17 protein-coding genes are annotated in these 26,573 nt (G+C 72.5%); 8 read left to right on the top strand and 9 right to left on the bottom strand.

The genetic code is table 11. From position 1 onward, the window contains the following. Positions 1-6 precede the first annotated feature (6 nt). The 4 genes from ABJI51_RS06015 to ABJI51_RS06000 are packed head-to-tail and all read left to right on the top strand — an operon-like array spanning position 7 to position 7,894. Entirely contained in the window at positions 7-3,990 is a 3,984-nt protein-coding gene (locus ABJI51_RS06015) for a nucleic acid/nucleotide deaminase domain-containing protein (protein WP_348948091.1), read from the top strand. Continuing rightward, positions 3,990-4,391: a hypothetical protein gene (locus ABJI51_RS06010; RefSeq protein ID WP_348948089.1), complete on the top strand. Its 402-nt coding sequence runs from the start codon at positions 3,990-3,992 to the stop codon at positions 4,389-4,391. Before ABJI51_RS06015 ends, ABJI51_RS06010 begins: the two co-directional genes overlap by 1 nt. Continuing rightward, positions 4,388-6,406: an AbfB domain-containing protein gene (locus tag ABJI51_RS06005; RefSeq protein ID WP_348948088.1), complete on the top strand. Its 2,019-nt coding sequence runs from the start codon at positions 4,388-4,390 to the stop codon at positions 6,404-6,406. Before ABJI51_RS06010 ends, ABJI51_RS06005 begins: the two co-directional genes overlap by 4 nt. Positions 6,407-6,418: 12 nt before the next feature. Continuing rightward, complete coding sequence (locus ABJI51_RS06000) at positions 6,419-7,894, top strand: AbfB domain-containing protein (RefSeq protein ID WP_348948086.1); 1,476 nt, start codon at positions 6,419-6,421, stop codon at positions 7,892-7,894. 4 nt (positions 7,895-7,898) lie between these two features. Here ABJI51_RS06000 and ABJI51_RS05995 read toward each other — a convergent pair whose 3' ends face one another. After that, a complete protein-coding gene (locus ABJI51_RS05995) occupies positions 7,899-9,179 on the bottom strand; it encodes a PucR family transcriptional regulator (RefSeq protein WP_348948084.1) in 1,281 nt (426 codons plus the stop codon). Positions 9,180-9,466: 287 nt separating this feature from the next. On the opposite strand from ABJI51_RS05995, the gene ABJI51_RS05990 reads away from it, so the two are divergent. After that, positions 9,467-10,162, top strand: coding sequence for a hypothetical protein (locus ABJI51_RS05990; protein ID WP_348948082.1), 696 nt, complete (start codon positions 9,467-9,469; stop codon positions 10,160-10,162). Further along, the gene (locus ABJI51_RS05985; RefSeq protein WP_348948081.1) at positions 10,159-10,542 is read left to right on the top strand and encodes a GntR family transcriptional regulator; all 384 of its coding nucleotides are present in this window, start codon (positions 10,159-10,161) and stop codon (positions 10,540-10,542) included. The genes ABJI51_RS05990 and ABJI51_RS05985 overlap by 4 nt, the downstream gene beginning before the upstream one ends. A 7-nt stretch (positions 10,543-10,549) precedes the next feature. Here the strand turns inward: ABJI51_RS05985 and ABJI51_RS05980 are convergent, their stop codons facing one another. The 5 genes from ABJI51_RS05980 to ABJI51_RS05960 all read right to left on the bottom strand — a co-directional run bounded on the left by ABJI51_RS05980 (position 10,550) and on the right by ABJI51_RS05960 (position 19,406). Further along, positions 10,550-11,338, bottom strand: a complete 789-nt coding sequence (locus tag ABJI51_RS05980; RefSeq protein WP_348948080.1) for an arginase family protein — start codon at positions 11,336-11,338, stop codon at positions 10,550-10,552. A gap of 16 nt (positions 11,339-11,354) precedes the next feature. Beyond that, positions 11,355-14,732, bottom strand: a complete 3,378-nt coding sequence (locus tag ABJI51_RS05975) for a pyruvate carboxylase (protein ID WP_348948079.1) — start codon at positions 14,730-14,732, stop codon at positions 11,355-11,357. Between the two features lie 132 nt (positions 14,733-14,864). Continuing rightward, complete coding sequence (locus tag ABJI51_RS05970) at positions 14,865-15,749, bottom strand: S8 family peptidase (RefSeq protein ID WP_348948692.1); 885 nt, start codon at positions 15,747-15,749, stop codon at positions 14,865-14,867. Between the two features lie 43 nt (positions 15,750-15,792). Beyond that, complete coding sequence (locus ABJI51_RS05965) at positions 15,793-18,219, bottom strand: caspase, EACC1-associated type (RefSeq protein ID WP_348948077.1); 2,427 nt, start codon at positions 18,217-18,219, stop codon at positions 15,793-15,795. A gap of 53 nt (positions 18,220-18,272) precedes the next feature. Further along, positions 18,273-19,406, bottom strand: a complete 1,134-nt coding sequence (locus ABJI51_RS05960; protein ID WP_348948075.1) for an erythromycin esterase family protein — start codon at positions 19,404-19,406, stop codon at positions 18,273-18,275. A gap of 31 nt (positions 19,407-19,437) precedes the next feature. Here ABJI51_RS05960 and ABJI51_RS05955 point away from each other — a divergent pair, with 31 nt between their 5' ends. After that, entirely contained in the window at positions 19,438-20,052 is a 615-nt protein-coding gene (locus tag ABJI51_RS05955; RefSeq protein ID WP_348948073.1) for a TetR/AcrR family transcriptional regulator, read from the top strand. Between the two features lie 10 nt (positions 20,053-20,062). On the opposite strand, the gene recG is transcribed toward ABJI51_RS05955, so the two are convergent. Both recG and ABJI51_RS05945 read right to left on the bottom strand, forming a co-directional pair. Further along, positions 20,063-22,216 carry an ATP-dependent DNA helicase RecG gene (recG, locus tag ABJI51_RS05950; RefSeq protein WP_348948071.1) on the bottom strand — a complete coding sequence of 718 codons (2,154 nt, stop codon included), beginning with the start codon at positions 22,214-22,216 and terminating at the stop codon, positions 20,063-20,065. Positions 22,217-22,219: 3 nt separating this feature from the next. Beyond that, positions 22,220-23,794: a DAK2 domain-containing protein gene (locus tag ABJI51_RS05945; protein WP_348948069.1), complete on the bottom strand. Its 1,575-nt coding sequence runs from the start codon at positions 23,792-23,794 to the stop codon at positions 22,220-22,222. A gap of 156 nt (positions 23,795-23,950) precedes the next feature. On the opposite strand from ABJI51_RS05945, the gene ABJI51_RS05940 reads away from it, so the two are divergent. After that, a complete protein-coding gene (locus ABJI51_RS05940; RefSeq protein ID WP_348948067.1) occupies positions 23,951-25,150 on the top strand; it encodes a nucleotide disphospho-sugar-binding domain-containing protein in 1,200 nt (399 codons plus the stop codon). A 44-nt stretch (positions 25,151-25,194) separates the two neighbouring features. On the opposite strand, the gene ABJI51_RS05935 is transcribed toward ABJI51_RS05940, so the two are convergent. Then, on the bottom strand, positions 25,195-26,562 hold the full coding sequence (locus tag ABJI51_RS05935; protein ID WP_348948066.1) for an amidase: 1,368 nt from the start codon (positions 26,560-26,562) through the stop codon (positions 25,195-25,197). Positions 26,563-26,573: the final 11 nt, after the last annotated feature.

Here is a 26,573-nt window from a genome sequence, read left to right as displayed (position 1 = left end):
GCCGAAATGCCGCACGGAATCGTCACGAAGGTGCTCGCTTTGGTGCTGGCGTTCACCGTGTTCGCCACGACCGATGTCGAAGCAGTCACGCCGGCTCCCACCGCCATCACCGCCGACGACCCGCCACCGACCGGTGCGAGACCGATTCCGCACACCGAATACCCGGGCTGGGACGGCGAGACCGGGCTGGGCGAGCCGATCGACCCGCGGCTGTGGAAGCTCGTTGCCGACATCGCCCAGCTCTCCGAAGAACCCGAGGTCCGCGAGGCGGCGCAGGCCGCGCTCGACGCCGGGACCGAGGACGCGATCTGGGAGTTCCTCGACACCGGCGAGGTCGAAGCGCAGCAACGCGCGCAGGCCCGCCGCAACGAGACGGCGCGGTTGAACCGCGAAGCCGTCCTGGACCTGCGTGGCACCGGCGGCCCCATCTTCAACGCCGAGGTCGAACGGGTACTGGCAGGCTCGGACGCCGACCGGGCCGCCTTCCTCGACTACGGCAAGGGCATCGCCGCCGAGCGGGACGAGCGGAACCGCCGCAACACCCAGGCCCGCGCGGACGAGCTGCGAGCCCGCGTGACGGCACTGTCCGGCTCGGCCGGGCCGGAGGTCAAGCTCGCCGCCCAGCAGGCGCTGGCCGCCGGGGACACGGCGATCGTGGCGTTCTTCAACGGCGGGTACGTCGCGGCCGCCCAGCGGGACGCCGCCGCGCGCGAGCAGTACCTGAAGGACCTCGAAGAGCGGAACAAGGCCGCCGAGGCGGCGAGCGACCTCGCCCAGCGCGCGGCCCGCGCGTCGCGTGCCCGGCAGAACCTCCTGGCGGCGAACGGCCGGGGCGTCCGGGCGCTGCAGCGCGCGGCGAACGCGATGGTTTCGGCAGGCACCGGAGCCCGCCAGGCCGCCCAGATCCTGGCGGCGAACACCGTGGGCGGTCACCACTCCCCCGAGTCGTTCAGCCTCGTCCGCCAGGAAGTGCTGCGACAGCTGGACCTCGCCGGACAGGCTGCGGCCGATGCGCAGAGCGCCTCCGTTGCGGCGACGGCCGAAGCAAACATCCTGATCGAGGCAGGCCTGCCCTACGGCGCCGACTGGGCGCGGCTGGCCCAGGGCATGTCCGCCGCCGCGCAGGCCGCCGTGCTCGCGATCCGGACAGCCCAGCACGCGCTCGACGCGACGATGGCCACCGACGCGGCCATCGGCCACCAGAACGAGGCCGCGGCGCGCGCCGAAGAAGCACGGCAGTGGCGGCTGCATGCCGAAGAGCACGCTCGTCAAGCAGATGCCCTGGCCCTGGCGGCCTCGGACCAGGCCGTCGCGGCCACGAACTCGGCCGAGCGGGCCCGCCAGGCCCGCCGGGCCGCCGAAGCGGCCCGCGACCAGGCCTCCGAGGGCCTGCAACGCACCTACTACGCCCTCCTCGACGCGGAGCGGGAAGCAGGCAACGCCCGCACGGCCCGTCAGGAGGCCGAGCGTCAACGTGACGAGGCAGCCCGCTACCGGGCGCAGGCCGACCAGGCTGCGGCCGAGGCGAGCCGGGCGCGAGGCGAAGCGGAGGCCAAGAAGCGCGAAGCCGCCGCCTACCTGGCGCGCGCCCGCGCCCAAGAGGACATCGCGGCCGGGTGTGAAGACACCGCCCGGCGGGAGGAGTCGAACGCCAAGACCGCGCGTGACCTGGCTTGGCAGGCGCAGCGGGAAGGAGACGCCGCCGAAGCCCGGGCGCAGGCGCTCGAAGCGTCGGCGGCCGCGGCGCGGGGAACCGAGCAGGAAGCACCCGCCTGGGCCGCAGCACGGGAAGCCCGCGCGGACGCGACCGACGCGGCGAACGCGGCCCGGGCCGCGCGTGACGCCGCCAACCGCGCGACCGGTGCCGCGGCCCGGGCCCGCGAAGCGGCGACCAAGGCCACCGCGGCCGCCGCCGCGTCCCGTGCTGCGGCACAGGAAGCGGAGACCGCCGCGGCGAACGCGGATCTGGCCGCGGACAAGGCCGAATCCGCCGCGGCCGACACGCACGTGTCGGCGAGCCGGGCAAATGCCGCGGCCGCGACAGCGACAGCCGAAGAGGTCAAGGCCGCGGCCAACGTCCGCAACGCCGCCGGGCTCGCGGAGCAGGCGACCGAGCAGGCCCGCCTGGCGACGGTCGACGCAGTCAGGGCCGGGCAGAGTGCCGGAGAGTCCTTCCGTGAAGCCGTTTCGGCCGCGACCCAGGCAGGTCTGGCCGGCCGCGCCGCACTGGCCGCACGAGCGTCTTCGGCCGCCATCACCGCACCGGCGAACACGGCGATCGTCGTGACCGCCCCCTTCACCGGAGCCGACCTCGACGCCGACTTCGTCGCCGAAGTCGCGGCACAGGCCCAGGCCGCCGGCGCCGAACAAGCCCAGGCCGCGCAGGACCGTGCGAACGAAGCCCGGCTCGCGGCGGACCGGGCCCAGCAGGCCGCCGACAACGCCGCAGCCGACACGAAGGCGGCATTCCAGGCAGCGGCCAACGCGGCGGCCTCGGCGGCATGGGCGGCCCAGTCCGTGGCGAACGCAGCCCGGGCGGCGGCCGACGCGGCCAGGGAGGCGAGCTTCGCCCGCGACGCGGCGGAAACCGCGAACGGCTACGACGTCCAGGCGCACGACAACGCGGCGAAGGCCCGGCAGAAGGCGAACGAAGCAAGCGCGGACGCGGCGATCGCGGGACTGGCAGCGGATGCGGCCGAGGGACAGGCAGCCGCGGCACGCACCGCGGCCACCAAGGCGGAAACGGACGCGGCAGCGGCCCGAGCTGCGGCCACGAAGGCGGAGGGCTACGCGGCCGAAGCAGCCGCGGCGGCCGAGCGGGCGAGAGTCCATGCGCAGAACACCTCGGACGCGGCCCAGCGGGCCCGCGATGCCGCGGTGGATGCCCAGCACGCGGCAGACCAGGCCGAAGCCGACCAGCGGCAGCGGGAAGCGGACCACCGGCAGCTCGAGAACCTGATCGCGTCCGGGTGTCTGCCCAACCTCACGATCCAGGACGCCGACCTGCTGAACTCGGATCCGGAAGGCCGGGCCACGCTCGCGGAATACCGGGCCGCAGCCGCTGACTGCCTCAACGGCAAGGACCTCACCGACTTCCTTCTCGAAGCCGGCGCCGAAGTGCTGCTGGAGTTCATCGGCGTCGAGGACCTCAAGCGCTGTCTCGGTGAGGGTGACGTCGCGTCCTGCCTGTGGACCGTGGTCAACGTGGTCGGCCTGGTCCTGCCGTTCGTCAAGGGCAAGGCGATCGTCAAGGCGATCGGGGCGGTCATCGCCAACATCGGCAAGTGGGTCCTGCGGTCGGAGCGGATCGAGAAGCTGGCTGCGAAAGTACTGAGCATCCTGAACCGGCTGCACAAGTACTGCAGCTGGCTCAGCGTCCTCGGCGGCGCCGGCGGCTTCGCCCCTGCCGGCACCAGAGCCGCGACGTCACCCGCGACGACGTCGGACATCCCAGACTTCGGCTGCGGCATGATTCCCTACGACAGCGATCTGCTCAGCCAGACCGCTTTCGAGGCGCGTGTCGCGATGGGATTCTTCGACGCCGACCACAACGTCGCGGTCGCCTACGTACCCGGCTGGACCGACGGGCCTTACCCCAACATGGTGGTCGCGTCCAGCAGCATGAGCGGCCACTCCGAAACCGACATCCTCGGCAAGCTGGCCGCGAAGGGGTTCTCCCCGAACCAGATCCAAGCCTTGTACACCGACCGTGCACCGTGCAAGGCGTGCCAGACCGAACTGGCGAACGCGCTGCGAGACAACAAGACCGTGAAGATCTCCTGGGCGGTGCCCTGGGGCACGAGCCGTGTCGAACAGTCCAGCGCGAAGGAGGTCCTCAAGGGTTTCATCGACAAGGCGAAGCGCCGCCGGGGCATCGGTTTCAGTCTGAAGATCGTCATCGATCCGGACACCGCGCCCACCACACCGCCCGGCCATGAAACGCTCCCCCTCGCACTCGCCACACCCCCGCCGACCGGAAGACGACCGTGATGCTGAACCCCGAACTCTTCATCGACGAAGCCCATGAAAACCGCCTGCGCCTGCTGGCCGGACGAGTGACCGAGCAACTGCGTATCGCGGGTTTCGCCGTGCCCGCCGAAGCCACGGAAGCGGGCGGGATCGAAGTCGAGGTCAAGAAGATGCGCTATGCGCCCGGGGTCTTCCTCGCGTGGTACGTCCACCCTTCGTGGGCCCGGCGGGTGGTCGAGCACACCGTCGCGGGCGAATCGGACCACCCCGACACGCTCCGCTACGGGAGAGTCAAAGACGCCATGGAAGAGGCGCTCGTAAAGGTCGTGCGAGCAATGGGGTTCACAACTCACTACCACGAATACCCCGACTGGGCCGGCTGGGAAGTCCGCGATCCGGCGGAGGAACAGGAGACACTGTGAGAGCACTGGCCACCTTGGCGATCGCCACCGTGGCGGCGACCGCACTAGCCATTCCGCCCGCTGCCGCCGTGGCGGCACCGCTCAGCGTCACCGCGGCCGCCGAAGTCCCGCCCGTAGCCAGTGAATCCGAGAAACTCCGCGCCGCCCGCACCCTCGGGATCGTGCCGACCGACGCCATGATGCTCCTGCGGGACAAGGACTTCGTCATCGCGCTCTGGCGGCAGGCCACCGGCTCCGAAGTCCGGGCCTCGGCCGAACTCGCCTTCGCCGGCACCGATCTCGCCTGCACCGAGTGGATCAAGTCCGGAGTCCTCTCGGCGAACGAACGGGACCAAGCCCAGCAGATGCGCGACGCCGAAGCCGCCCGGGTCGCCCGGGAAGCCAAGGAAGCGGCCGCCATCGTCGCCGGGATCGCACCCGACCCCGAGCTGGTGGTCCAGAGCGACCGGGACTTCATCTACCAGGTCACGCAACGCGCGACCGGGCCACGGGTCAGGGCGGCCGCGCTCGTCGCGTTCGGGGCGGCCGCCGCCGATCAGAAGGAGTTCATCGCCAACGGCGTCCGCACTGCCCATGCGCAGGACCAGCAGGACGCCATCGACGCCGACGCGCAGGCCACCGAAGCCGAGAAAGCCCGCAAGGCCGCGGAAGCGGCGCGCGGCCGAGCCGTCACCGTGGTGCGGATCGTCCCCACACCGGAGATCGTGTCCCTGCCCGACGACGACGTCCTCCGCGTCATCGCCGACGGTGCCCGGCCGGGCAGCGAAGTCGAAAAAGCCGCCGTCACGGCGTTGCGCAGCCGCGTGCGGGCGGACTGGAAACGCTTTGTCGACACCGGTGTCTACGAGGCCAACTGGCGGGACGTCGCCGCCGTGCTGGCGCAGAAGGCCGCGGCGGACCGGGCGCTGGTCGACGAAATCCGGCACAAGGCCGTCGTCGGCGGCATCCAGCCGCGGCTGGCGCGGGCCGCCGAGCGCGCTCTCGCCGGCGGCGTCGACGCCGTCCGGGCCTTCCTCGACCAGGAACAGTACGAGGTGCTGACGCAGTCCTTCAGCCGCAACGCCATCAACGGCAACATCGCCGGCCAGTACCTGCGCGAGAGCGCCGACGGCGTGGTCGTCAAGCCCGGCGCCGCGGAACCCGCTCCGGGTGAAGGACTCGACGCGACCTGGCGGGTCGTCGCCGGGCTGGCCGGTGATGGCTGCTTCTCGCTGGAGTCGCCCGCGAAACCCAACCACTACCTGGCGCGGTACTACGACGGCAAGAAGACGCAGGTCGCGGTGCAGCCTGCCAACGGAACCGTCGACTTCGGCTGGAACGCCACCTGGTGCGTCGACAACATCCTGCCCGGCGCCGGGGTGACGCTGCGTGGCGGCGCCGACTTCCTGACCCGGCAGGCCGACGGCCGGGCCGGGATGGGCGTCGAGTTCTACTGGTGGGTCACCGAACCGCTGCCGGACTCCACCGAGATCACGGTGAACTGGCTGAACAAGTACCTGCCCGACTACGACCCTTACACCGACCTGCTGGTCTCGCCGCTGGGGCCGGAACAGGTCGACGGCGCCGTGCGCTACCGGGACTTCCAGCGCCGGAGCGCGCCCGGTCAAGCTGCCTTCCGCAGCTACTGGAGCCGCGGCGGCGCGGTCCACCCCCTCACGACCGGACGCGGCGCCGCCTGTGCGTCACCGGAAATCCTGGCCACCTACCTCCGCCTCAGCGGCCATCCGGCGCTCGGTGTGCCCGTCACCGACGAAGCCTGCACGTCCGACAAGGCGGGCCGGTTCGTGAACTTCGCCGGCGGTGGCTCGATCTACTCGGTCGACCGCGCCGGCGCCCACGCCGTGCTCGGCGCGATCCGCGCCAAGTGGCTCTCCCTCGGTGGGGAGAAGTCCACTCTCGGCTACCCGACCTCCGACGAGGTCGCCATCCCCGGCGGCCGCCGCAGCACGTTCGAACGCGGCCGTATCGACTACGACACCGCCACCGGCGTGGCGACCGTCTACCCGGCGAGCTGAAGGAGCACGACGATGACAGGCAGAACCCGGCTGATGTTCGTGTCGGGCGCAGCGGCTCTCGCGTTGCTCGCGACCGCGGCCCCCGTCCTCGTCCCGCAGGCGGAAGCCGCGATCACGGCGGACACACCGCGCAGCGCGACCCAGGAGGACAAGGTCCGGGCAGCACAGGAGATCGGTGTCGTCGCGAGCCCTGACCTGCTGATCCTCACCGACCGGAACTTCGTGTTCGCGTTGTGGCAACGGGCTACCGGCACCGAGGTGCGGGCGTCGGCCGAACTCGCCTACGCGGGTACCGGCCTGGAGCAGACCCAGTGGATCAAGACCGGGATCCGCGACGCGAACGCCCGCGACCAGGCCCGCATCCTGCGCGACGACGCGGCCGCACGGGCGGCCCGGGAGGCGAAGCAGCGGGCGGCGCTGGTGAACGGCGTCGTGCCGTCGCCGGTGCTGCTCATCCAGAACGACCAGGAGTTCGCCTTCGCCATGTGGGAGCACGCGTCCGGGCCGAAGCTGAAGGCCGCCGCCCTGGCGGCCTACCAGGGCGGCGCCGCCGCGCAGAAGGACTTCATCCTTACCGGGATCTTCACCGCCCGCGCGGCCGATCAGCAGGACCTGATCGACGCCGACACGGCGGCGGACGAGGCGCAGAAGAAAGCCCGTGCGGCGCGAGACGCGCGAATCCGGGCCGCCGCCGTGGTCGCCGTCGTGCCCACCGAAGGCCAGCTCGTCGAGCCGGACGTCAACTTCGTGCTCGACCTCTGGCAGGCGGCCAAGGCCGGCACCGAGGTGCGGGCGGCGGCCGAGCGCGCGTTGCGCACGATGGACGAGGCCCAGCTGAAGGCCTACGTCGCCACCGGGATTCACAGCGCGAACCTGCAGGACTGGTTCACCTGGATCCGGAAGAAGGGCGAAGCGGACCGGCGGCTGCTGTTCGAGCTGCGGACGCGTGCCGAGCAGAGCCGCGTGCACCCCGCGTTGGTCGCGGGGGCGAACGCCGCCATGGCGGGCACTGACGACGATGTCGACCGCTTCCTGCGGCTCGGTCAGTACGAGGACGCATCCCTGGTCCAGTCCATCCGCTCGCAGAGCCCAGGCGCCGCCGGCTGGTACCTTCGCGGCCTGACCGACGCCGTCGTCGGCGCGGGAGCCGGCGCCGACACCGCGTGGCGGATCGTGCCCGGCAAGGCGGACCCGTCGTGCCACTCCTTCGAATCGGTGGCACATCCCGAGTATTACCTGCGGCAGCAGGGGCAGCGAGCCGTCATCGCGGCGTCCGACGGCACCGACCAGTTCCGTGCGGACGCGACGTGGTGCTCCAAGGCCGGGCTCTCCGGCACCGGCGTCACACTCGAGTCCTTCAGCGCCCGGGGGCGGTTCCTGCGCCAGTACACCACCCAGGTGTGGGCGGCCGACTCCAGCGGTCAGCACCCGTATGACACCTCGAACGGCTACGCGGCGGACACGTCCTGGCAGGTGGACGTGGCCTGACCGGCTACCGTGCCGTCCACTGTGGATGGGAGCCGCCCGCGCGCGGGGATGGGAGCATCTCGCTCACCGGGGACCTCAGTGGCATCGGGGCCGCTCCTGCCCGTAATGCCAGCTCCATCTCGAAACGGGCCGCCGGGTCGCGGAGTTTGTCGCCGAATGTTGCCTGGAGCTGGCGCATGCGGTAGCGGACCGTCTGGGGGTGGACTCCCAGGCGTTCCGCTATCTCCACCACGTTGCCCTGGCTGTCCAGCCAGGCCCTCAGCGTCTCCAGGAGGCGCTCCTGCTGCTTGCCCGTCATGTCCGCCAGCGGGGCGAACAACCGGTGCCGCAACGTTCCCACCAGGCCCGTGTCGGAATTGACCAGCAGGGTGGCCAGGTGCTCTTCCGCGCGCAGGACCGGGCGGGCCGGCAGGACTCCCCTCTCGGCCAGGTGCAGTGCGTTGCGGGCCCAGCGCAGGGAATCCGCCACCGAGGCCATCGGGACGCACGGGCCGATCGCCAGCCGGCAGTCCGGCAGGGCCACCTGCAGCGCCGCCAGGCGGGGGCCGCTCAGCTCGCCGGGGACCACCAGTTTCGGGTCGGCCGTGTCGAGTTCGGCGAGGACGTCGGAGTCCAGGCCCGCGTGACGGCGGGCCGGGGCGACGCCGCCTGCCGGGGCCACCGCCACCGGTGTCGCGTCGGACGGGACCGGCCAGCCGATCAGCTGGGCCAGCTCGGCGATCGCCTTGGGGGACGCGGGCGGCGTCTCGAGGATCAGGTGCAGCAGCTTGCGGCGCCACGTGTCCAGCGCACCCGCCGTGCGTGCCTTCGCTTCCAGGTAGCCGTCGAGCGCGACCGACGCCAGTTCGTCCATGAACGCCAGCATCGCGTCCGCCAGCTGCGACATCACCGCCGAGGAAAGCCCGCTGCGCCGTCCGACCCGCATGATGCGCCGCCACGACACCCGCGCGCCCACCCGGTACGCCGACTGCAGCGTGTCGAGGCTGCGGCCTTCCCGCATTTCGTTCTGGCCGAGGCGGTGGTGAACCTCGTGGGACTGTTCCTTGGAGACGGTCGGGTCGGCGATCTGCGCGACGAACAACGTGATCGCGTATTCGACGCCTGCCCGGATCGACTTTCCGTAGGGGCCGTCGAGCGGGCGGGCGTAGGCCGGGATGGTCGCGCGGATCTCGTCGACGATCTCGGCGGCGAGGCTGGCCAGCTCGGGACGCAGGATGTCGGCGAGCTTGCGGGGCAGGGGGGCGGCAGGCGGCGCAGCGTGCTCGAATCCGCGCTCCACCGACATCGCAGCTCCTTTGCTCCGCCCCGGAATGACCGGCCACCCCGCACCTGAAGCGGGATGACAACGCACACATCGAAAAACTAGTCCCGAATGTGTCACACGGATGCGAGGAAACCGTTTTCTTGTCAGCTTCGTGACAATTTCACCGGATTCGACTGAGCGAGGATGACAATGATGCCCCCGACTGCCCGCTCCCATGCGTATGAACGGACGAACCCCCAACGAGCGTCCCGCGCTGCGGTTACGCCGCCGTCTTGTATCATGTGGTTGATACAAGCGAGGAGGTGCGCATGCTGTGGGACACCGTGCTCGGCGTCGCCCTGATCATGGGACTGGCCGGCCTGGCGATCCTGATCGTGCTCTGGCCGGGCGAGAAGCACGGAAAGCGCTTGCTCGTCCGCTGGGGCGTGCCGGACCCGGACGCCGCCGAGGTCGCGCTCGCCGTCCGGTACCTCAAGCGGCGGCGGCTGTGGTACCCGTGGCTGTTCCTGGCCATCCCCCCGGTGCTCGACAGCACGGGCGCGGGCTCGATCGTCGCCACGCTGCTGCTGGGCGGGCTGATCGCCGAACTGCTGGCCCAGCGCCCGTCCCGCGGCCCGCGACGGGAAGCCGAGCTGACGCCGCGGACGCTGCTCGGGATCGTCCCGGCGTGGGTGCTGGAGCTGGCCGCGCTGGCCGCGGCGGGGTCGATCGTGCACCTGGCGCTGACCGCGCAGGGCAGGCTGCTGGCGATTGCGGCGGGCACGATCGTGGTCTGCGCGGCGATCGCGGCCCTGGCGGTGCGCCGCCCGGCGGCCGGTGCGCCGCGCGCCGACCTGGCCCTGCGCTGCCGCAGCGCGCGGGTCGCGATCGGGCTGGGCATCGGTGCCGGCACGGCGATCGGCTGGCCGGGCGGCGACCTCGGTTCGTTCCTGGTGGTCGTGGCCGGGGCGGCGGCGTTCCTGGCCGTGACGGCCCCGGTGAAACGGCTGCCGGCGGCGGCGTGAAGATCGTCGTCGACACCGAGAACGGCGTCGCCCCCTGGCGGCAGGTGCACGACCAGGTGATCCGGGCGGTCGCGGCGGGAGCGCTCCCCGAGGGAACGCGGCTGCCGCCGATCCGCCAGCTGGCACGCGACCTCGGCCTGGCGCCGGGCACGGTGGCGCGGGCGTACCGCGAGCTGGAGGCGGCGGGCTGGGTGGCGACGGCACGGGCCCGCGGCACGGTGGTGACGGTCCCGCCCACCAGACCGGACCGCGCGGCCCTGCTGCACTCCGCGGCGGCGGAGTACGCGGCTCAGGCCCGTGACCTCGGCGCGGACCTCGGCGACGCCCTGGCCGCCGTCCGCGCCGCCTGGGCAAGCCCGCCGGAGGGCGAGGGGCCGTGAACGGCAGCTACCGGGGGTCGAGGAGGCGGCCGAGGGCGGCCAGGACCGGTTCCAGGACCTCGACTTCGCGCGGGGTGCCCACGCACTCCGTGACTCCCGCGCCGACGACGTCGTGGCCCGACAGGGCATCGAGGGCGGACACCAGCTGCGGGATCGTCCAGCCGCCCGGTTCCGGGTAGTTGAGGCCGGGGAACTCCGCCGGGTCCAGCACGTCCAGATCCACGTGGACGTACAGCTTCTCCACGCCCTCCAGCGCGTCCACCGACGTCACCACCAGGCCGCGGTCCACCGCCTCCTGCTCGGCCGGGTCGAACACGCGCGTGCCGGCCAGTGCCACGTTGCCCGGCGTCAGTGCCGGGTCCGCCGCGAACTCCGGGTCGCCCTCGCCGAACAGTGATCGCAGGACCATGCCGTGGAACGCGCCCGAGGGGGACGTCTCCGCCGTGTTGAGGTCCGGGTGGGCGTCGAACCACACGACGCCCAGCCCGGGCCCGTGCCGGAAGCGCGCAACGCCGATCGGGACCAGCTCGGTTCCGCAGTCGCCGCCGATCGTCAGTACCGGGCCGCCCGGGGACTCCAGCGCGGCCAGCTGGGCTGCCCGGTTCGGCCCGGTCAGCACGGCCCGCGACGCGATCCCGCGGTCCACTTCGGACACTTCACGGGTCTGCCGGACGTGGTGCACCGGCCTGCCGAGCACGTGCCCGGCCAGCTCCGCGAGGGCGAGGCAGCCGTCCGGCAGCTCCGCCGCCCGCGGGCCGGTCGCACCCTGGCGCTGGGGTACCGCGTTGATCAGCATCCGGCGATGCTAGCGCTCATTCCAGCACCAGCAGGAGGTCACCGCCTTCGACCTGCTGCACCGACGTGATCGCCAGCCTGCCGACCCGGCCGCCGGTGGACGCGGTGATCGACGCCTCCATCTTCATGGCCTCGATCGTCGCCACCGTCGCGCCCGCCTCGACCGTGTCGCCCTCGGCCACCTGCAGCGTCACCACGCCCGCGAACGGCGCCGCGATCTGCTTCGGGTTGCCCTTCTCCGCCTTCTCCGTCGCCGGGATGTCCGAGGCGATCGAGCGGTCGCGGATCTGGATCGGGCGCAGCTGGCCGTTCAGCGTCGACATCACCGTGCGCATGCCGCGCTCGTCGGCCTCGCCGATCGCCTCCAGCTCGATGAGCAGCCGCACGCCCGGTTCGAGGTCGACCGCGTACTCCTCCCCCGGGCGCAGCCCGTAGAAGAAGTCCTTGCTGGGCAGCACCGACGTGTCGCCGTAGGCCTCGCGGTGCGCCTCGAACTCCTTCGTCGGCCCGGGGAACAGCAGGCGGTTGAGCGTCCGGCGCGGTTCCGACGCCAGCGCCGCACGGTCCTCTTCGGACAGTTCGACGACCGGCTTCGCCGCCGCGCGGCCCTCCAGTGCCTTGGTGCGGAACGGCTCCGGCCAGCCACCGGGCGGGTCGCCCAGCTCGCCGCGCAGGAAGCCGATCACCGAGTCGGGGATGTCGAACCGGTTCGGCTCCGCCTCGAAGTCGGCAGGCGAGACGCCCGCGCCGACCAGGTGCAGCGCCAGGTCGCCGACGACCTTGGACGACGGCGTCACCTTCACCAGGTGGCCGAGGATCTTGTCGGCCGCGGCGTACATCGCCTCGATGTCCTCGAACCGGTCGCCCAGGCCCAGCGCGATGGCCTGCGTGCGCAGGTTCGACAGCTGCCCGCCGGGGATCTCGTGGTCGTAGACGCGCCCGGTCGGCGACGCCAGCCCGGCCTCGAACGGCGCGTAGATCTTGCGCACGCTCTCCCAGTACGGCTCCAGGTCGCCGATCGCCCGCAGGTCCAGCCCGGTCGTGCGGTCGGAGTGGTCGGTGGCCGCCACGATCGAGGACAGCGAGGGCTGCGACGTCGTGCCCGCCATGGACGACACCGCGCCGTCGACGGCGTCCGCGCCCGCGTTGATCGCCGCGAGGTAGGTGGCCAGCTGGCCGCCCGCGGTGTCGTGGGTGTGGATGTGCACCGGCAGGTCGAACTCCTTGCGCAGCGCGGTGACCAGCTTCGTCGCCGCGGGCGCGCGCAGCAGCCCGGCCATGTCCTTGATCGCCAGGACGTGCGCCCCGGCGCCGACGATCTGCTCGGCCAGCTTGAGGTAGTAGTCGAGCGTGTAGAGCTTCTCGGACGGGTCGGACAGGTCCGACGTGTAGCAGAGCGCGACCTCGGCGACCGCGGTCCCGGTCTCCCGCACGGCTTCGATGGCCGGGCGCATCTGCTCGACGTCGTTGAGCGCGTCGAAGATCCGGAAGATGTCGATGCCGGTCTTGGTCGCCTCCTCGACGAACGCGGTGGTCACCTCGGTCGGGTACGGCGTGTACCCGACGGTGTTGCGCCCGCGCAGCAGCATCTGCAGGCAGATGTTCGGCACGGCCTCGCGCAGCGCGGCCAGCCGCTCCCACGGGTCCTCGGCGAGGAACCGCAGCGCGACGTCGTAGGTCGCGCCGCCCCAGCACTCCAGCGACAGCAGCTGCGGCAGCGTGTTCGCGACGACCGGCGCCACCGCGAGGAGGTCCTTCGTGCGGACGCGGGTGGCGAGCAGCGACTGGTGGGCGTCGCGGAACGTCGTGTCGGTGACGCCGATGTGCGGCGACTTCCGCAGCCACTCCGCGAACCCGGCCGGGCCCAGCTCGGCGAGCTTCTGCTTGGAGCCCGGCGCCGGCTGCGCGTCCTTCGGCAGCTTCGGCAGCTTGAGCGTCGCGTCCGGGGTCTTCGGGCGTTCGCCGTGCGGCTTGTTGACCGTCTGGTCGGCGAGGTAGGTCAGCAGCTTCGTGCCGCGGTCGGCCGAGGTCCGCGCGGTCAGCAGATGCGGGCGCTCCTCGATGAACGACGTCGTGACGCGGCCGGCGCGGAAGTCCGGGTCGTCGAGGACCGCCTGCAGGAACGGGATGTTCGTGGCGACCCCGCGGATGCGGAACTCGGCGACCGCGCGGCGCGCGCGGCCGACGGCGGTCTTGAAGTCCCGGCCGCGGCAGGTGAGCTTGACCAGCAGCGAGTCGAAGTGGGCGCTGATCTCGGTGCCGGAGAAGGCGGTGCCGCCGTCGAGCCGGATGCCGGAGCCGCCCGGCGAGCGGTAGGCGGAGATCATGCCGGTGTCCGGGCGGAAGCCGTTGGCCGGGTCCTCGGTGGTGATGCGGCACTGCAGCGCGGCACCGCGCAGGTAGACCTTGTCCTGGGACAGCCCGAGGTCGTCGAGGGTCTCGCCGGAGGCGATGCGCAGCTGCGACTGCACGAGGTCGACGTCGGTGACCTCCTCGGTCACCGTGTGCTCGACCTGGATGCGCGGGTTCATCTCGATGAAGACGTGGTTGCCGTCGCGGTCGAGGAGGAACTCGACGGTGCCGGCGTTGCGGTAGCCGATCTGCCGGGCGAACTTCACGGCGTCGGCGCAGATGCGGTCCCGCAGCTCGGGGTCGAGGTTCGGCGCCGGCGCGAGTTCGACGACCTTCTGGTGGCGCCGCTGCACCGAGCAGTCACGCTCGAAGAGGTGGATGACGTTGCCGGCACCGTCGGCGAGGATCTGCACCTCGATGTGCCGCGGCTCGACGACGGCCTTCTCGAGGAAGACGGTCGGGTCGCCGAAGGCGGACTCGGCCTCGCGCGCGGCGGCCTCGATGGACTCACGCAGCAGGGCGGGGTCCTCGACGCGGCGCATCCCGCGCCCGCCACCGCCGGCGACGGCCTTGACGAAGACCGGGAAGCCCAGCTCCTCGGCGGCCGCGACCAGCGTGTCGACGTCGCTGGAGGGTTCCGACGACCCGAGCACCGGCACGCCGGCCTCGCGCGCGGCCTTGACCGCGCGGGCCTTGTTCCCGGTCAGTTCGAGGATCTCGGCGCTCGGCCCGACGAAGGTGATGCCCGCTTCCTCGCACGCGCGCGCGAGATCGGGGTTCTCCGAGAGGAACCCGTAACCGGGATAGACGGCGTCGGCCTTCGCCTTCTTCGCGGCGGCGACGATCTCGTCGACCGAGAGATAGGCGCGCACGGGGTGACCGGGTTCGCCGATCTCGTACGCCTCGTCGGCCTTCAGCCGGTGCAGAGAGTTACGGTCTTCGTACGGAAACACGGCGACGGTTCCCGCGCCGAGTTCGTAGCCGGCGCGGAACGCCCGGATCGCGATCTCCCCGCGGTTGGCCACCAGCACCTTGCGGAACATGCCCGGTCCTCCCATTTGGATCGGTAAGTCAACGCACGTTACCCGGTTCTTCCCGCTCTGCGGGAGTTCAGTCCCGGGTGATGGACATCATGCGCCGCGGGGGGTTGCCGGGCGAGGCTCCTGGGCAGCTTTTCAGGATCCCGGCGGGGCGTAAAGGAGCCGGTTGGCGGTGCCGTCCGGGACGCCCTTGAGCACGTCGGGCGTCGCGGCGTTCACCAGGGCTTCGTCGACCTGTGCGGGTGTGGCCTCGGGGTGCTGGGCGCGGTAGAGCGCCGCCACGCCGGCCGCGAACGCCGCCGCCATCGACGTCCCCGATTCCGGGCCCGCGCCGGTGCCGCCCGCGATCGGGGCCGGGATGCCGGCACCCGGGGCGTAGAGGTCGACGTCCTGGCCGAAGTTCGACGTCTTGTCCGGCCGGTCCTGGGCATCGGTGGCGCCGACCGTCAGTGCCTCGGCGACGCGGCCCGGGGAGTAGCCACCGGCGTCGGCCGTCTCGCTGCCCGCGGGGACGGCGATCGGCACCACCGCCGCGAGCCGCCGGACCGCCGCGTCGAGCTGGTCGTTCGGGACGCCGCCGATGCCGAGGACGGCCACCGCGGGCTGCTGGGCGTTCTGCGCGACCCAGTCGATCCCGGCGATGATCTGGTCGGTGGCGCCGCCGCCGTCCTTGTCGAGCACCCGCACCGGCACGATCTGCGCGCCCTTCGCGACGCCGTAGTCCTTGCCCGCGGCGATGCCCGCGAGGCGCGTGCCGTGGCCGTTGGTGTCGGAGGTGTCGGAGCCGCCGTCGAGGAAGTCGCGGCCGGGGGCGACGCGGCCCTGGAAGTCGGGGTGGCGGGCGTCGACGCCGCTGTCGATCACGTAGATCGTGACGCCCGAGGCGTCGGTCGCGTAGTGGTACGCGTGGTCGAGACCGGTCCGCTGGTCGATCCGGTCGAGCCCCCAGCCGGGCGGATCCGGCTGGACCCCGCCGCCCGAGACCTGCCCGGCGAGCACGGCGACCGCCGCGAGAAGCATCCTCATGATCGTCGTGGTACCCCGGCGGTGACCGGGCGACAACTCAGGGCTGTCGCCCGTTCGGCTGATTCCGCCTCATCAGCACGCCCACCACGACGGCCAGCAGCAGGGTGAGGCCGTAGAGGAGCAACGCGGTGACGTTCACGTCGCTGCTGTCGGGCTTGGTCCTGGCGATGGCGACGACGACGCCCAGCGCGCCGATCGCCCACCCGGCCAGCATCTCGCCGCCGGTCCCGGCCGGGAAGACCAGCGCCGCCACCACCGGCACGGCGATCGACAGGATTACCAGGAAGACGAAGGCGCGCCAGGCACCGTCGTAGCGGAAGGAGTCCGCGGAGTACTGGACGAAGAGCGCGACGGCTCCGAGGACGCCGAGCGCGATCGCCGCCCACTCGTACCGCCCGGGCCGCCGGAAACGCGGGCCGTGGTGCCAGGCGGTGACCGCGCCGGCGGCGAGGACGGCGAGCAGTCCCGTGAACAGGAACCCGAACCCGGCTCCGAGGTGGTGGGAACTGTCGTCCTGGGTGAACGTCTTTTCCAGGTCGTAGACGGTCAGCAGGCCCCAGAGCGCGGCCGAGCCCAGGCCCACGGCCCAGCCGGTGCCGACGCGCGCCCGGACGGCCGGGACGGCGAGGCACCCACCGGCGATCGAGAAGGCGCCGAGCAGCCAGACGTACCACTCCAGCCCGGGGCGGGCGCCTGCCAGGGTGTAGCTGTAGCTGTTCTCGGCGTAGTGGAATTCGAAGGCCATGGCGGTGAGGGCGAGGAGGCCGCCGGTGAGGAGCAGCAGCCCGGGGGACGCGGAGTCGGCGGGCGCTGTGCCCGGTTGATGCGGCAGGGAAGGTTCGGCCGGGCCGGGCGCCGCTGCGGTGGGCACCGGGCCGCCGGATCCGCTCCCCGCCGGGTCGCGCTCCGCCGCGGCAACCCCGGCCGCGACCGGCCCGGGGGATCCGGGCTCGGCGGTCGCCGCGCCCGCTTGATGCGGCAGAGAGGGTTCGGGCGGGCCGGGCGCCGCTGGGGTAGGCACCGGGCCGCCGGATCCGCTCCCCGCCGGGTCGCGCTCCGCCGCGGCAACCCCGGCCGCGACCGGCCCGGGGGATCCGGGCTCGGCGGTCGCCGCGCCCGCTTGATGCGGAAGGGAGGGCTCGGCCGGGCCGGGCGCCGCTGCGGTGGGCACCGGGCCACCGGATCCGCTCCCCGCCGGGTCGCGCTCCGCCGTGGCAGCCTCGGCGACTTCCTCCCCGCCACTGGCCTCCGGGGCCGCCGGTTCCGCCTCCACCGTCACGACCGTCTCCCCCGTCGGGCCCTTCACCACGACCTTGCCCCGCCGCAGCTCGGGTCCCCGTGTCACCCTCACCTCGGCTCCGTCCGGAACCTCGCGGACCTCGATCCACTCGTGAGATGCCTCGAACGAGCACTCCCGGGCCACCGGCGCCCCCAGCACCCGGATCCGTCTCGCCTCCTCACCCGTGAACCGGACCTCCGCCGGATCCACCCGCACCGCCGCGAACGCCGCCGCGTCCGCTGCCGCCGCCGCGACGTGCTGGACGTCCGTCGATGCCATCGCCTGCAGCGCCTCGAACGCTCCCATCGCCACCGGCAGGTTGTCGCTCGCCAGTCTCCGGCGCAGCTCCGCCACCGCGCCCAGCCGCGTGAACGGGTTCTCCGCCGCGATTGCCGACGCAAGGTCCGGCGGGATCGGGGACGGCTTGATCCGGCGCCGTCTGCTCTTGGCCAGGTACAGCTCGCCCTGCATCTCGATGTCGCGGCTGGGCGTCTGCTTCGGATTCCGCTCGCGGACCCGGTCGAACAGGTACTCGTACAGCTCACCCAGTGCGATCCAGCCGTCCTCGTCGCGGTCCGCCTCGCCCGTGCGCAGGCCCTCCACCAGCGCCGCCGTGAACACCGACGGCCGGGCCGGGCCGTCCGAGGCCAGCGTCGCGCCCTCGAATGCGTACTCGATCGAGTTCGAGGCCGTGATCACCGCGCGGCCGTGGCCGCCGCGGAAACTGTCCAGCACGTTCGCCTCGCCCGCCGCCCGGACCGCCACGCCCTGGCCGAACGCGCCGCCGTAGCAGCAGTCCAGCAGCAACACGATGCTGCGCGAGCGGCTCTGGCGGATGCACTGCTGCACGAACTGCGCCGGCACCGCCGTGGACCGCAGCCGGTCCGGGCGGGTGTTGCGCGCCGCGAAGTACAGCCCGCCCGCGTCGTCCTTCAGGCCGTGGCACGAAAAGTGCAGCAGCAGGACGTCGTCGGGCCTGCCCTCGGCGCACAGGTCCTCGATCTCCGCCTGGACCGCGTGCGCGGTCTCGTTGCGCACGACACGGACCTCGAAGTCGCTGATCGCCCGGTCGGACAGCACCGCGGCCAGCGCGTCGGCGTCCGCCGCGGGCGAGCCCAGCCGCTGCAGCCCCGCGTTGTCGTACTCGCCGTTGGCGACGATCAGCGCCCGCCTCCGCCCGGCCATACCAGCAGGAAACGCCCGGCCGGGCGGTACGGCAATCAGCCGAACGGGGACACCTACTCGGCGGTGCCCGCGAAAATCGTTTCCTGCTTCTCCAGGCACACGACGGCGTCCCAGGCGGACGCGACGTCCACCGCGGGCGTCATGTGCGCGTGCCGGATGGCCGACGCCGCCGGACGCACGGCCACGCAGGGCGCCCGGTCCGCGAGCAACGCCTCGACACTGCCCTCGGCCGGTTCGTCCATGACCTGCTCGAACATCCGGAAGCCCAGCGGGAACGCCGGGTCGGGCGCCAGGCCGGTCGTCGTCCCGGAGACGGCGGTGAGCGCGAGCGCAAAGTACTTCTCCCCCAGCTCGGCGGCCAGGTGCGTGCCCGCCGACGGCGAGGTCATGCCCGGCATCGGCGAGAACGGCACGCGCTGGAGGTGTCCGTTGTGGAGCATCAGCACGATCTTCTCGCCGGGGAACTGCCGCCGCAGCAGCCGCACAGTGGCCGCCATGTACGTGTCCCGCGACGAACTCTGCGGCTCGGGTGCGCGGCCCGCCATCAGCGCGTCCAGTTCGCGCAGGTAGAGGTCGACGCGCAGGGCGCCCTCCGCGTGGTGCGCGGCGACCGGGCCGTAGCCAAGGGACTCCACGTGTCCTTTGAGGACAGTCAACGCCGTCGTCGCGGCATCCCGCGCTTCGGTGCTCATCGCCCCGTACCGCCCGGGCGCGACCGCGCTGCTCACCGACGCATACGGCTCGCACGCCGCGATGGCATTGTCCACAAGGGACACGTTGGCCGGATCCACGCGCAGGATCTCTTCCCGCAGCGCCTGCAGCGCGGGCACCGGCGACCCCGCCGAGCTGGGCACGTCCAGGCCGGAGAACCGGACACCCCGGCCGCGCAGCCAGGTCAGCATCTCGTGCACCTCGGCCGAGTCGCCGAGGCCGAAGGTGAAGCCGTCGCGGGCGACGTCGGCGACCTCGCCCGGGCCGCCCTGCAGCCACGCGTCGACCAGGTGCCCCTCCGGGAAGCCGCCTTCGAACCCGAGCACGGTGAAGCCGCGTTCGGTGACGAGGTGGCGCAGGAGGCGGTCGCGCAGCACGCCGAACTCGCGGATGTGATGGTTGTTCTCGCCGATGGCGACGACCTCGGCGTCACCGATGAGGTCGGCGATGTCGGCAACGGCGACGGTTCCTGTCATACTGGGCACACTAACGCAACAGGAGTAGCAGTTGGCAACCGAGATTTCCGGGACCCGGCGTCCGGGCGGCCGCACCGAGCGGACCCGCCTCGCCGCGCTGAACGCCACGCTCGAGCTGCTCGGGGAACGCGGGTACGCGGAGCTGACCGTCGACGCGGTGGCCGAGCGCTCCGGCGTGCACAAGACGACGCTGTACCGCCGCTGGGAGTCCGCCGAGGGCCTGGTCGCGGCGGCCCTGCAGATGGGCACCGAGCAGGAGTGGGCGGTCCCGGACACCGGTTCGCTCGAAGGCGACCTGCGCGCGATCAACCTGGAGCTGGTCCGCTACTTCACCACACCGGGCGAGCGCGAGCTGCCGACGGCATCGATCTCGGCGGCGTTCCTGTCCGCCCGCGCGGCGGAGGCGCTGCGCGAGTTCTACGTGGACCGCCACGCCCGCTCGGCGGCCGCGGTCCACCGCGCCGTCGAGCGCGGCGAGGTCCCGCCCGGCACCGACCCGGTCGAGGTCGTGCGGGTCGCCTGCGGGCCGGTCTTCTACCGGCTGTTCGTTTCGCGCGAAGGCGTGACACCGGAGGACGCCGGGGTCGCGGCCAAAGCCGCCGCGGCCGCGGCGAAGGCGGGCGTGTTCACCGCAGCCGGCGGCTGAGGCGCGCCGGTCAGCTCTTCTCCAGGTATTCCGCGCGTTCCAGGTCGACGACGTCGGCGACCATCTGCGCCAGGCCGCGGTACTTCTTCAGGTCCGGGTCCTGCTCGACGATCTCCTGGGCGCTGGCCCGCGACGCCGCGATCACGTCCTCGTCGCGCAGCAGGGACAGCAGCTTCAGGCCGGACCGCTTGCCCGACTGTGCCGCGCCGAGGATGTCGCCCTCGCGGCGCAGCTCCAGGTCGAGGCGGGACAGCTCGAAACCGTCCGTTGTGGACTCGACCGCTGCCAGGCGCTCGCGGGTTGTCGTGCCGTCGAGGGCTTCGGTGACCAGCAGGCACAGACCCGGGTTGCTGCCCCGGCCGACGCGGCCGCGCAGCTGGTGCAGCTGGCTGACGCCGAAGCGGTCGGCGTCCATGATCACCATCGCCGTCGCGTTCGGCACGTTGACGCCGACCTCGATCACCGTCGTGGCCACCAGGACGTCCAGCTTGCCCGCCGAGAACGCGCGCATCACCGCGTCCTTGTCGTCGGGGGGCATCCGGCCGTGCAGGACGCCGACGCGCAGGCCCTGCAACGCCCCGTTCTCCAGGTCGGGCGCCACGTCCAGGACCGCGAGCGGCGGGCGCTTGTCGCTCTTGTCCGACGGCGGCTCGTCGCCGATCCGCGGGCACACCACATACGCCTGGTGGCCCTTGCCGACCTCTTCGCGGACGCGCTGCCAGATCCGGTCGAACCAGGCGGGCTTCTCGGCCACCGGCACCACCGTCGTCTTGATCGGCGACCGCCCGACCGGCATCTCGCGCAGCGCCGAGACCTCCAGGTCGCCGTACACCGTCATGGCGACCGTGCGCGGGATCGGCGTCGCCGTCATCACCAGGACGTGCGGGCTGGTGTCGCCGGAGCCGCGGGTGCGCAGCGCGTCCCGCTGCTCGACGCCGAAGCGGTGCTGCTCGTCGACGACGGCGAGGCCGAGGTCGGCGAACTCGACGTGGTCCTGGATCAGCGCGTGCGTGCCGACGACGATGCCCGCTTCGCCGCTGACGATCTCCAGCAGCGCCTTCTTCCGCTCCTTCGCGCCCATCGAGCCGGTCAGCAGCGTGACCTTCGTGGCGTTCTCCGCCGCGCCCAGCTCGCCCGCCTGGCCGAGGTCGCCGAGCATCTCCCGCAGCGACCGCGCGTGCTGGGCGGCCAGCACCTCGGTCGGGGCCAGCATCGCGGCCTGCCGCCCGTTGTCGACGACCTGCAGCATCGCCCGCAGCGCCACGACCGTCTTGCCCGAGCCGACCTCGCCCTGCAGCAGCCGGTTCATCGGGTGCTCGGAAGCGAGGTCCGCGGCGATCTCGTCGCCGATCCCGCGCTGGCCCGCGGTGAGGTCGAAGGGCAGCCGCTTGTCGAAGGCGTCCAGGATGCCGCCGCTGACGTGCGGGTTCGGCTTCGCCGGGCGCGAGATCGCCGAATGCCGCCGCTGCGCGAAGATCAGCTGGACGGCCATCGCCTCGTCCCACTTGAGCCGCTTGCGCGAGGCCTCCAGGTGCGCCCAGTTCTCCGGGCGGTGGATGCCGCGCAGCGCGTTGTCGAGGTCGGCGAGCTTGTGCAGGCGCCGCAGGTCGGCGGGCATCGGGTCGTCGTCGACCTCGAGGACGTCGAGGACCTGCCGGACGCACTTGCCGATCGACCACGACGGCATGCCCTGCGCCGCCGGGTAGACCGGGATGATCGCGGCGAGGAAGTCGTCCATCGCCTCGTCGGCGCGGTCGGCCTCGAACAGCTCGTACTCGGGGTTGGTCAGCTGCAGCGTGTCGCGGAAGGCCGACACCTTGCCCGCGAACAGGCCGGTCTTGCCGGGGACCAGTTCCTTCTCGCGCCAGGCCTGGTTGAAGAAGGCGCAGGTGAGCCGGCGCTTGCCGTCGGTGATCACCATGTCGAGGATGGTCCCGTTGCGGGACTTCATCCGCCGCTTGCTCACCTTCTCGATGCGCGCCATGACCGTGGCGTGCTCGCCGAGTTCGAGGCCCGCGATGTCGGTCAGCTCGCCGCGCTCGGCGTAGCGGCGCGGGTAGTGGCGCAGCAGGTCGCTGACCGTCTCGATGCCCAGCGCCGTGGCGAGCGCCTTCGCCGTCTTGGCGCCCAGCAGCAACGGCAGCTTGTCGCGCAGTCCGGCCATCGGTTATTCGACTCCCATCAGCAGCACGGCGTCCGCCTGCCCACTGGCGTAGCCGGTCAGCTCCACCTCCGGGTGCTCCACCCGCAGCTGTTCGGCGAGCTCCTCGGCGACCCCGGGCGGGGCGGCGGCCCCGCTCAGCACGGTCACCAGCTCCCCGCCGAGCGCCAGCATCCGGTTCAGCACCTTCATCGCGGCCGCGACCAGGCTCGTCTCCGACGCGGGCGCGGGCTCGATCAGCACCACCTCGTCGTCGACCAGGCCGACCACGTCGCCGGACTGGGCCCGGCCCACCCAGGTTAGCGACTCCTCCTGCGCGATCCGCAGTTCGCCACGCCTGGTCGCGGCGGCCGCCTCGGCCATCGCGACGACGTCGTCGTTGGTGCGGCGCCCGGCGTCGTGCACGGCGAGGGCGGCCAGCACCTGCACCGGCGACGCGCACGGGATGACCACGACGTCCCGGTCGGCGGCCATCGCGTGCCCGGCGGCGGCGTCGGCCGCGGCGGTGAGCGCGGCACTGCCCGGCAGCACGGTCACGTGCCGCCCGGCGGCCTCGTTGAGCAGGCTCATCATGTCCTCGACGCTCGGCGTCTCGCCCTCGGGCACGGCCAGCACCGGGATGCTCTCGGCGCGCAGCAGCTCGGCGAGCGCACCGCCGTGGACGACGGCGACGACGGTCCGGTCGATCCCGCCCCCTGGCTCGATCGGCGTCGGTGTGAGCAGGGGTTCGACGCGGATCCGGCGCGGGCGGCCGAGCGCGAGCCCGGCCTCGATGGCGGCGCCGATGTCGGCGCAGTGGACGTGCACGGCGTGGCTTCCGGCACCGTCCCCGGCCACGGTGACGCTGTCGCCGAGGCCGCTCAGCTCCTTGCGCAGGGTCGGCAGGCTCGCTTCGTCGACGCCGTCGAGCAGGTACATGACCTCCCAGGCGTAGGCCTCGGTGGTCCCGGCGTGGGCTTCGAGGGCGTGGTCGTGCTCCACCGGGGTGCCGGCGAGGACGTCGACCAGGGCGTCGAGCACCGCGACCAGGCCGCGGGCGCCCGCGTCGACGACCCCGGCCCTGGCCAGCGCGGGCAGCTGCTCCGGCGTCTTCTCCAGCGCGTGGGCGGCTTCCTGCGCGGCCTTGCGCGCGACTTCACCCAGCGTACCCGTGTTGCCACGGACCGCGAGAGCAACGGCGTGCAGGACGGTCAGGATGGTGCCGGCGACCGGCCTGCTGACGGCACCGGTGGCGACCTCGTCGGCCCGGCCCAGCGCCCTGGCCAGCCACGGCCCGTCCAGCTCGCCCTCGGCGCAGTCGGCGAGCCCGCGGATGACCTGCGAGAGGATGACCCCGGAGTTGCCCTTGGCGGCGGCCACGGCACCCCGCGCGAGAGTCTTCAGCGCTTGGGCGGCGTCGCCCGGCTCGGACTTCCCGAGTTCGGCGGCCGCGCCGGTCATCGTGAAGAGCATGTTGGAGCCGGTGTCGGAGTCGGCGACGGGATAGACGTTGATCCCGTCGATGGCCGGGCGCAGGCTCGCCAGGCTGTGCACACAGCCCGCAGCCCAGGCCGACACCGCCGCCGCGTCCAGCACCCGCACCCGTGAACCTCCTGACCGGTCCCCGGCAGCGTATCGACCCGGTGCGCGGCGCCGGGCAGCCGCCAGCGGACGGCCGGGGTGTCCGCCGGAACAGGGTGTTTGCGGTCAGCGTTCGCACGCTGGTCACAATGGCGAAAGAACGGTTATTTTGAGCCAATGCGAATCCTGTTCATGGCATTGCCCGCCTACGGATTGTCCCTTCCTCTCGTGCCATTGGCGTGGGCCGCGCGGTCCGCCGGGCACGAAATTCTTTTCGCCAGTGCCAACCCGATGGCGAACGTGCTCGCCGACGCCGGGCTGCCGGTCGTGGACGCCTTCCCGGACCAGGACATCTGGCTCGATTTCACGCAGCTGGCCCAGGAGCAGGAGACCGCCGCCATGCCGGACGACGTCCGGGAACTCGTGCGGACGAACAACTCCTACGGCTATGTCGCCTTGACCACCGCCGAGCCGACCGTCCGGGCCGGACGGGATTTCGGCGCGGATCTGGTGGTGTTCGCCTCCGATCACGGCGGCGGCCCGTTCGTCGCCGCAAAACTCGGGGTGCCCGCTCTCGAAGCCGGGAACCGCATGGCATGGGCAATGCGCGACCGGGAATTCCGGGAAACGCCGAGCATTCTGACCGACGGGGTGATCGGCGAACTGCTGACCGCACGCCTCGGCCTCTCCGGCCCGCCGCCGGTTTCCCTGGCCGGAATCGACCTGCGGGCGCCGAGCATCGGCGGGCTCGCCGGGACCGAACCGGACGAAGTGGACGGCAAGCCCTGGTGGCCGATGCGCTGCCTGCCCTACAACGGCGGCGTCGTCGTGCCCGCGTGGGCGCTGGCCGAGCCGTCGCGGCCGCGGGTGCTGGTCACGCTGGGCACCACCGTGCCGCTGCTCACCGGGGTGTCCGGTCTTGCGGTGGTGCTGGACGCCCTGTCGGCCATGGACGTCGAGGTCGTCCTCGCCGGCGGCAGCGCGGACCTGACCGAGCTGGGCCCGCTGCCGCCGAACGTGACTTCGGCGGGCTTCCTGCCGTTTTCGACGATCCTGCCGAGGTGCTCGCTGATGATCCACCACGGCGGGGCAGGCACGATCGCCGCGGCGCTGGCGTACGGCGTCCCGCAGTTCGTCCTGCCCGCGTACGGCGAAAACCGCACGTCGGCGGACCAGCTGACCGAGCGCGGGGTCGCATTGCAGGCGGATCCGGAGCAGGTGACCGCCGGGCAGCTCCGCGACACGGCCCGGCGGCTGCTCGACGAACCGGCGTTCGCCAAAGTGGCCCGCGAGGTCGCCACGGAAATCGCCGGGATGCCCAGCCCCGCGTCGATCATCACGAAGATCGAAGACCGGCTGCGGGAGACCCAGCACTGAACGCCCCGGCCGGCTTCCCGAGGCCGGGAAGCCGGCGCAGGCGGTCACCAGACCGGCGGCTTCCGGTCCGCCCACGGGGCGGCCTGCTCCAGTGCCGCGCCGACCGCGAGGAGCAGGGCGTCCTGGCCCTGCTGTGCGGCCAGCATGACGCCGATCGGCAGCCCGCTCTCGCTCTGCCCCAGCGGCAGCGACACGGCAGGCTGCCCGGTCAGGTTGTACGGCGCGCAGAACGGCGAGAACCGGCGCTGCCGGGCCAGGTGCTCGGCCGGGTCGCCCGGCTCGGTGAAGTGGCCGAGCGGCACCGAGACCTCGGCCACCGTCGGGGTGAGCACCAGATCGACGTCGGCGAGGGCACGCATCGCCGCCCGGGCGGCGTTCTGGAGCTGGCTGAGGATGCCGAGCACCCCCACCGCGGACACCTTCGCCGCTTCCGCGCGGACGTACCGGGTCAGCGGCTGGAGCAGCCGCTCCCGGCTCGGCGGCAGCGGCATCGCCGCCAGCACGGAGAACACCTGCTGGAACAGCGAGCCGATCGAGGGGTCGAACGGCGCGGGCACGTCGAAGACCTCGCAGCCCAGCGATTCGAGCAGCCGTCCGGCCCGGTCCCACTCCCGCAGCACCTCGCGGTCCACGACGGTCTCCGCCAGCAGGGGCTCGGCATGCCTGCCGACCCGCAGCGGGCGCCCGTCCGGCCGCCGGAGCGGCCGCCGCAGCGCGGCGAGGTAGGACCCTTCCGGTGGCGGCGGCGGGCAGAAGTAGGGCTCGCCGGGCATCGCCACGGCCATCGCGTCCAGCAGCACCGCGGCGTCGGCGACGGTACGGGCGACCGGGCCGTTGATCGGCATGCCGAACATCCCCGAGTGCAGGGGCCCGTGACTCACCAGCCCCCGGCTCGGCTTGAAGCCGATCACACCGCACAGGGCCGCCGGGACGCGGAGCGAACCGGCCCCGTCCGACCCCTGCGCGAAGGGCACCAGCCCGGCCGCGACCGCCGCGGCCGCGCCGCCGGAGGACCCACCGGCCATCAGGCCCCTCCGCCAGGGACTGTGCGTCGGCGGCCCCAGCTCGGTCTCACAGGACAGGGAGATCCCCAGTTCGCTGGTCGCGGTCTTGCCCAGGCTGAGCACCCCGGCCTCGTTCAGCAGCTTCACCACGTCGGCGTCGAACGGCGGAACGTTGTCGGCGAGCGCGAGCGACCCGAACTTCGTGGGCACACCGGCGGTCGCCGTGAGGTCCTTGAACGCGATGGGCACGCCGTGCAGCAGCGGCAGGTCATCGGCATCGGACTGCACGACCCGCGTTTCGGCTTCCTTGGCCGCCGCCCGCGCCGCGTCGGCCGTCATCGTGACGAACGACCCCAGCGCCCCGTCGAGACGCTCGACCCGATCCAGGTAATGGTCCACCAATTCCACGGGAGAAATCG

Source organism: Amycolatopsis melonis (assembly GCF_040064235.1).
In the GTDB taxonomy this organism is placed as follows: Bacteria; Actinomycetota; Actinomycetes; order Mycobacteriales; family Pseudonocardiaceae; genus Amycolatopsis; species Amycolatopsis melonis.
Note: the sequence above shows the minus strand (reverse complement) of the source record. Positions and strands in the feature narration are given on the sequence as shown.

Bases quoted from the DNA above. Each gene is read 5' to 3' on its own strand.
- ABJI51_RS05995 (WP_348948084.1), bottom strand. From the start codon at position 9,179: ATGTCGGTGGAGCGCGGATTCGAGCACGCTGCGCCGCCTGCCGCCCCC.
- ABJI51_RS06015 (WP_348948091.1), top strand. From the start codon at position 7: ATGCCGCACGGAATCGTCACGAAGGTGCTCGCTTTGGTGCTGGCGTTC.
- recG (WP_348948071.1), bottom strand. From the start codon at position 22,216: ATGGCCGGACTGCGCGACAAGCTGCCGTTGCTGCTGGGCGCCAAGACG.
- ABJI51_RS05980 (WP_348948080.1), bottom strand. From the start codon at position 11,338: ATGCTGATCAACGCGGTACCCCAGCGCCAGGGTGCGACCGGCCCGCGG.
- ABJI51_RS05970 (WP_348948692.1), bottom strand. From the start codon at position 15,749: ATGCTTCTCGCGGCGGTCGCCGTGCTCGCCGGGCAGGTCTCGGGCGGC.
- ABJI51_RS05990 (WP_348948082.1), top strand. From the start codon at position 9,467: ATGCTGTGGGACACCGTGCTCGGCGTCGCCCTGATCATGGGACTGGCC.
- ABJI51_RS05975 (WP_348948079.1), bottom strand. From the start codon at position 14,732: ATGTTCCGCAAGGTGCTGGTGGCCAACCGCGGGGAGATCGCGATCCGG.
- ABJI51_RS05940 (WP_348948067.1), top strand. From the start codon at position 23,951: ATGCGAATCCTGTTCATGGCATTGCCCGCCTACGGATTGTCCCTTCCT.
- ABJI51_RS05965 (WP_348948077.1), bottom strand. From the start codon at position 18,219: ATGGCCGGGCGGAGGCGGGCGCTGATCGTCGCCAACGGCGAGTACGAC.
- ABJI51_RS06000 (WP_348948086.1), top strand. From the start codon at position 6,419: ATGACAGGCAGAACCCGGCTGATGTTCGTGTCGGGCGCAGCGGCTCTC.
- ABJI51_RS05960 (WP_348948075.1), bottom strand. From the start codon at position 19,406: ATGACAGGAACCGTCGCCGTTGCCGACATCGCCGACCTCATCGGTGAC.
- ABJI51_RS06010 (WP_348948089.1), top strand. From the start codon at position 3,990: ATGCTGAACCCCGAACTCTTCATCGACGAAGCCCATGAAAACCGCCTG.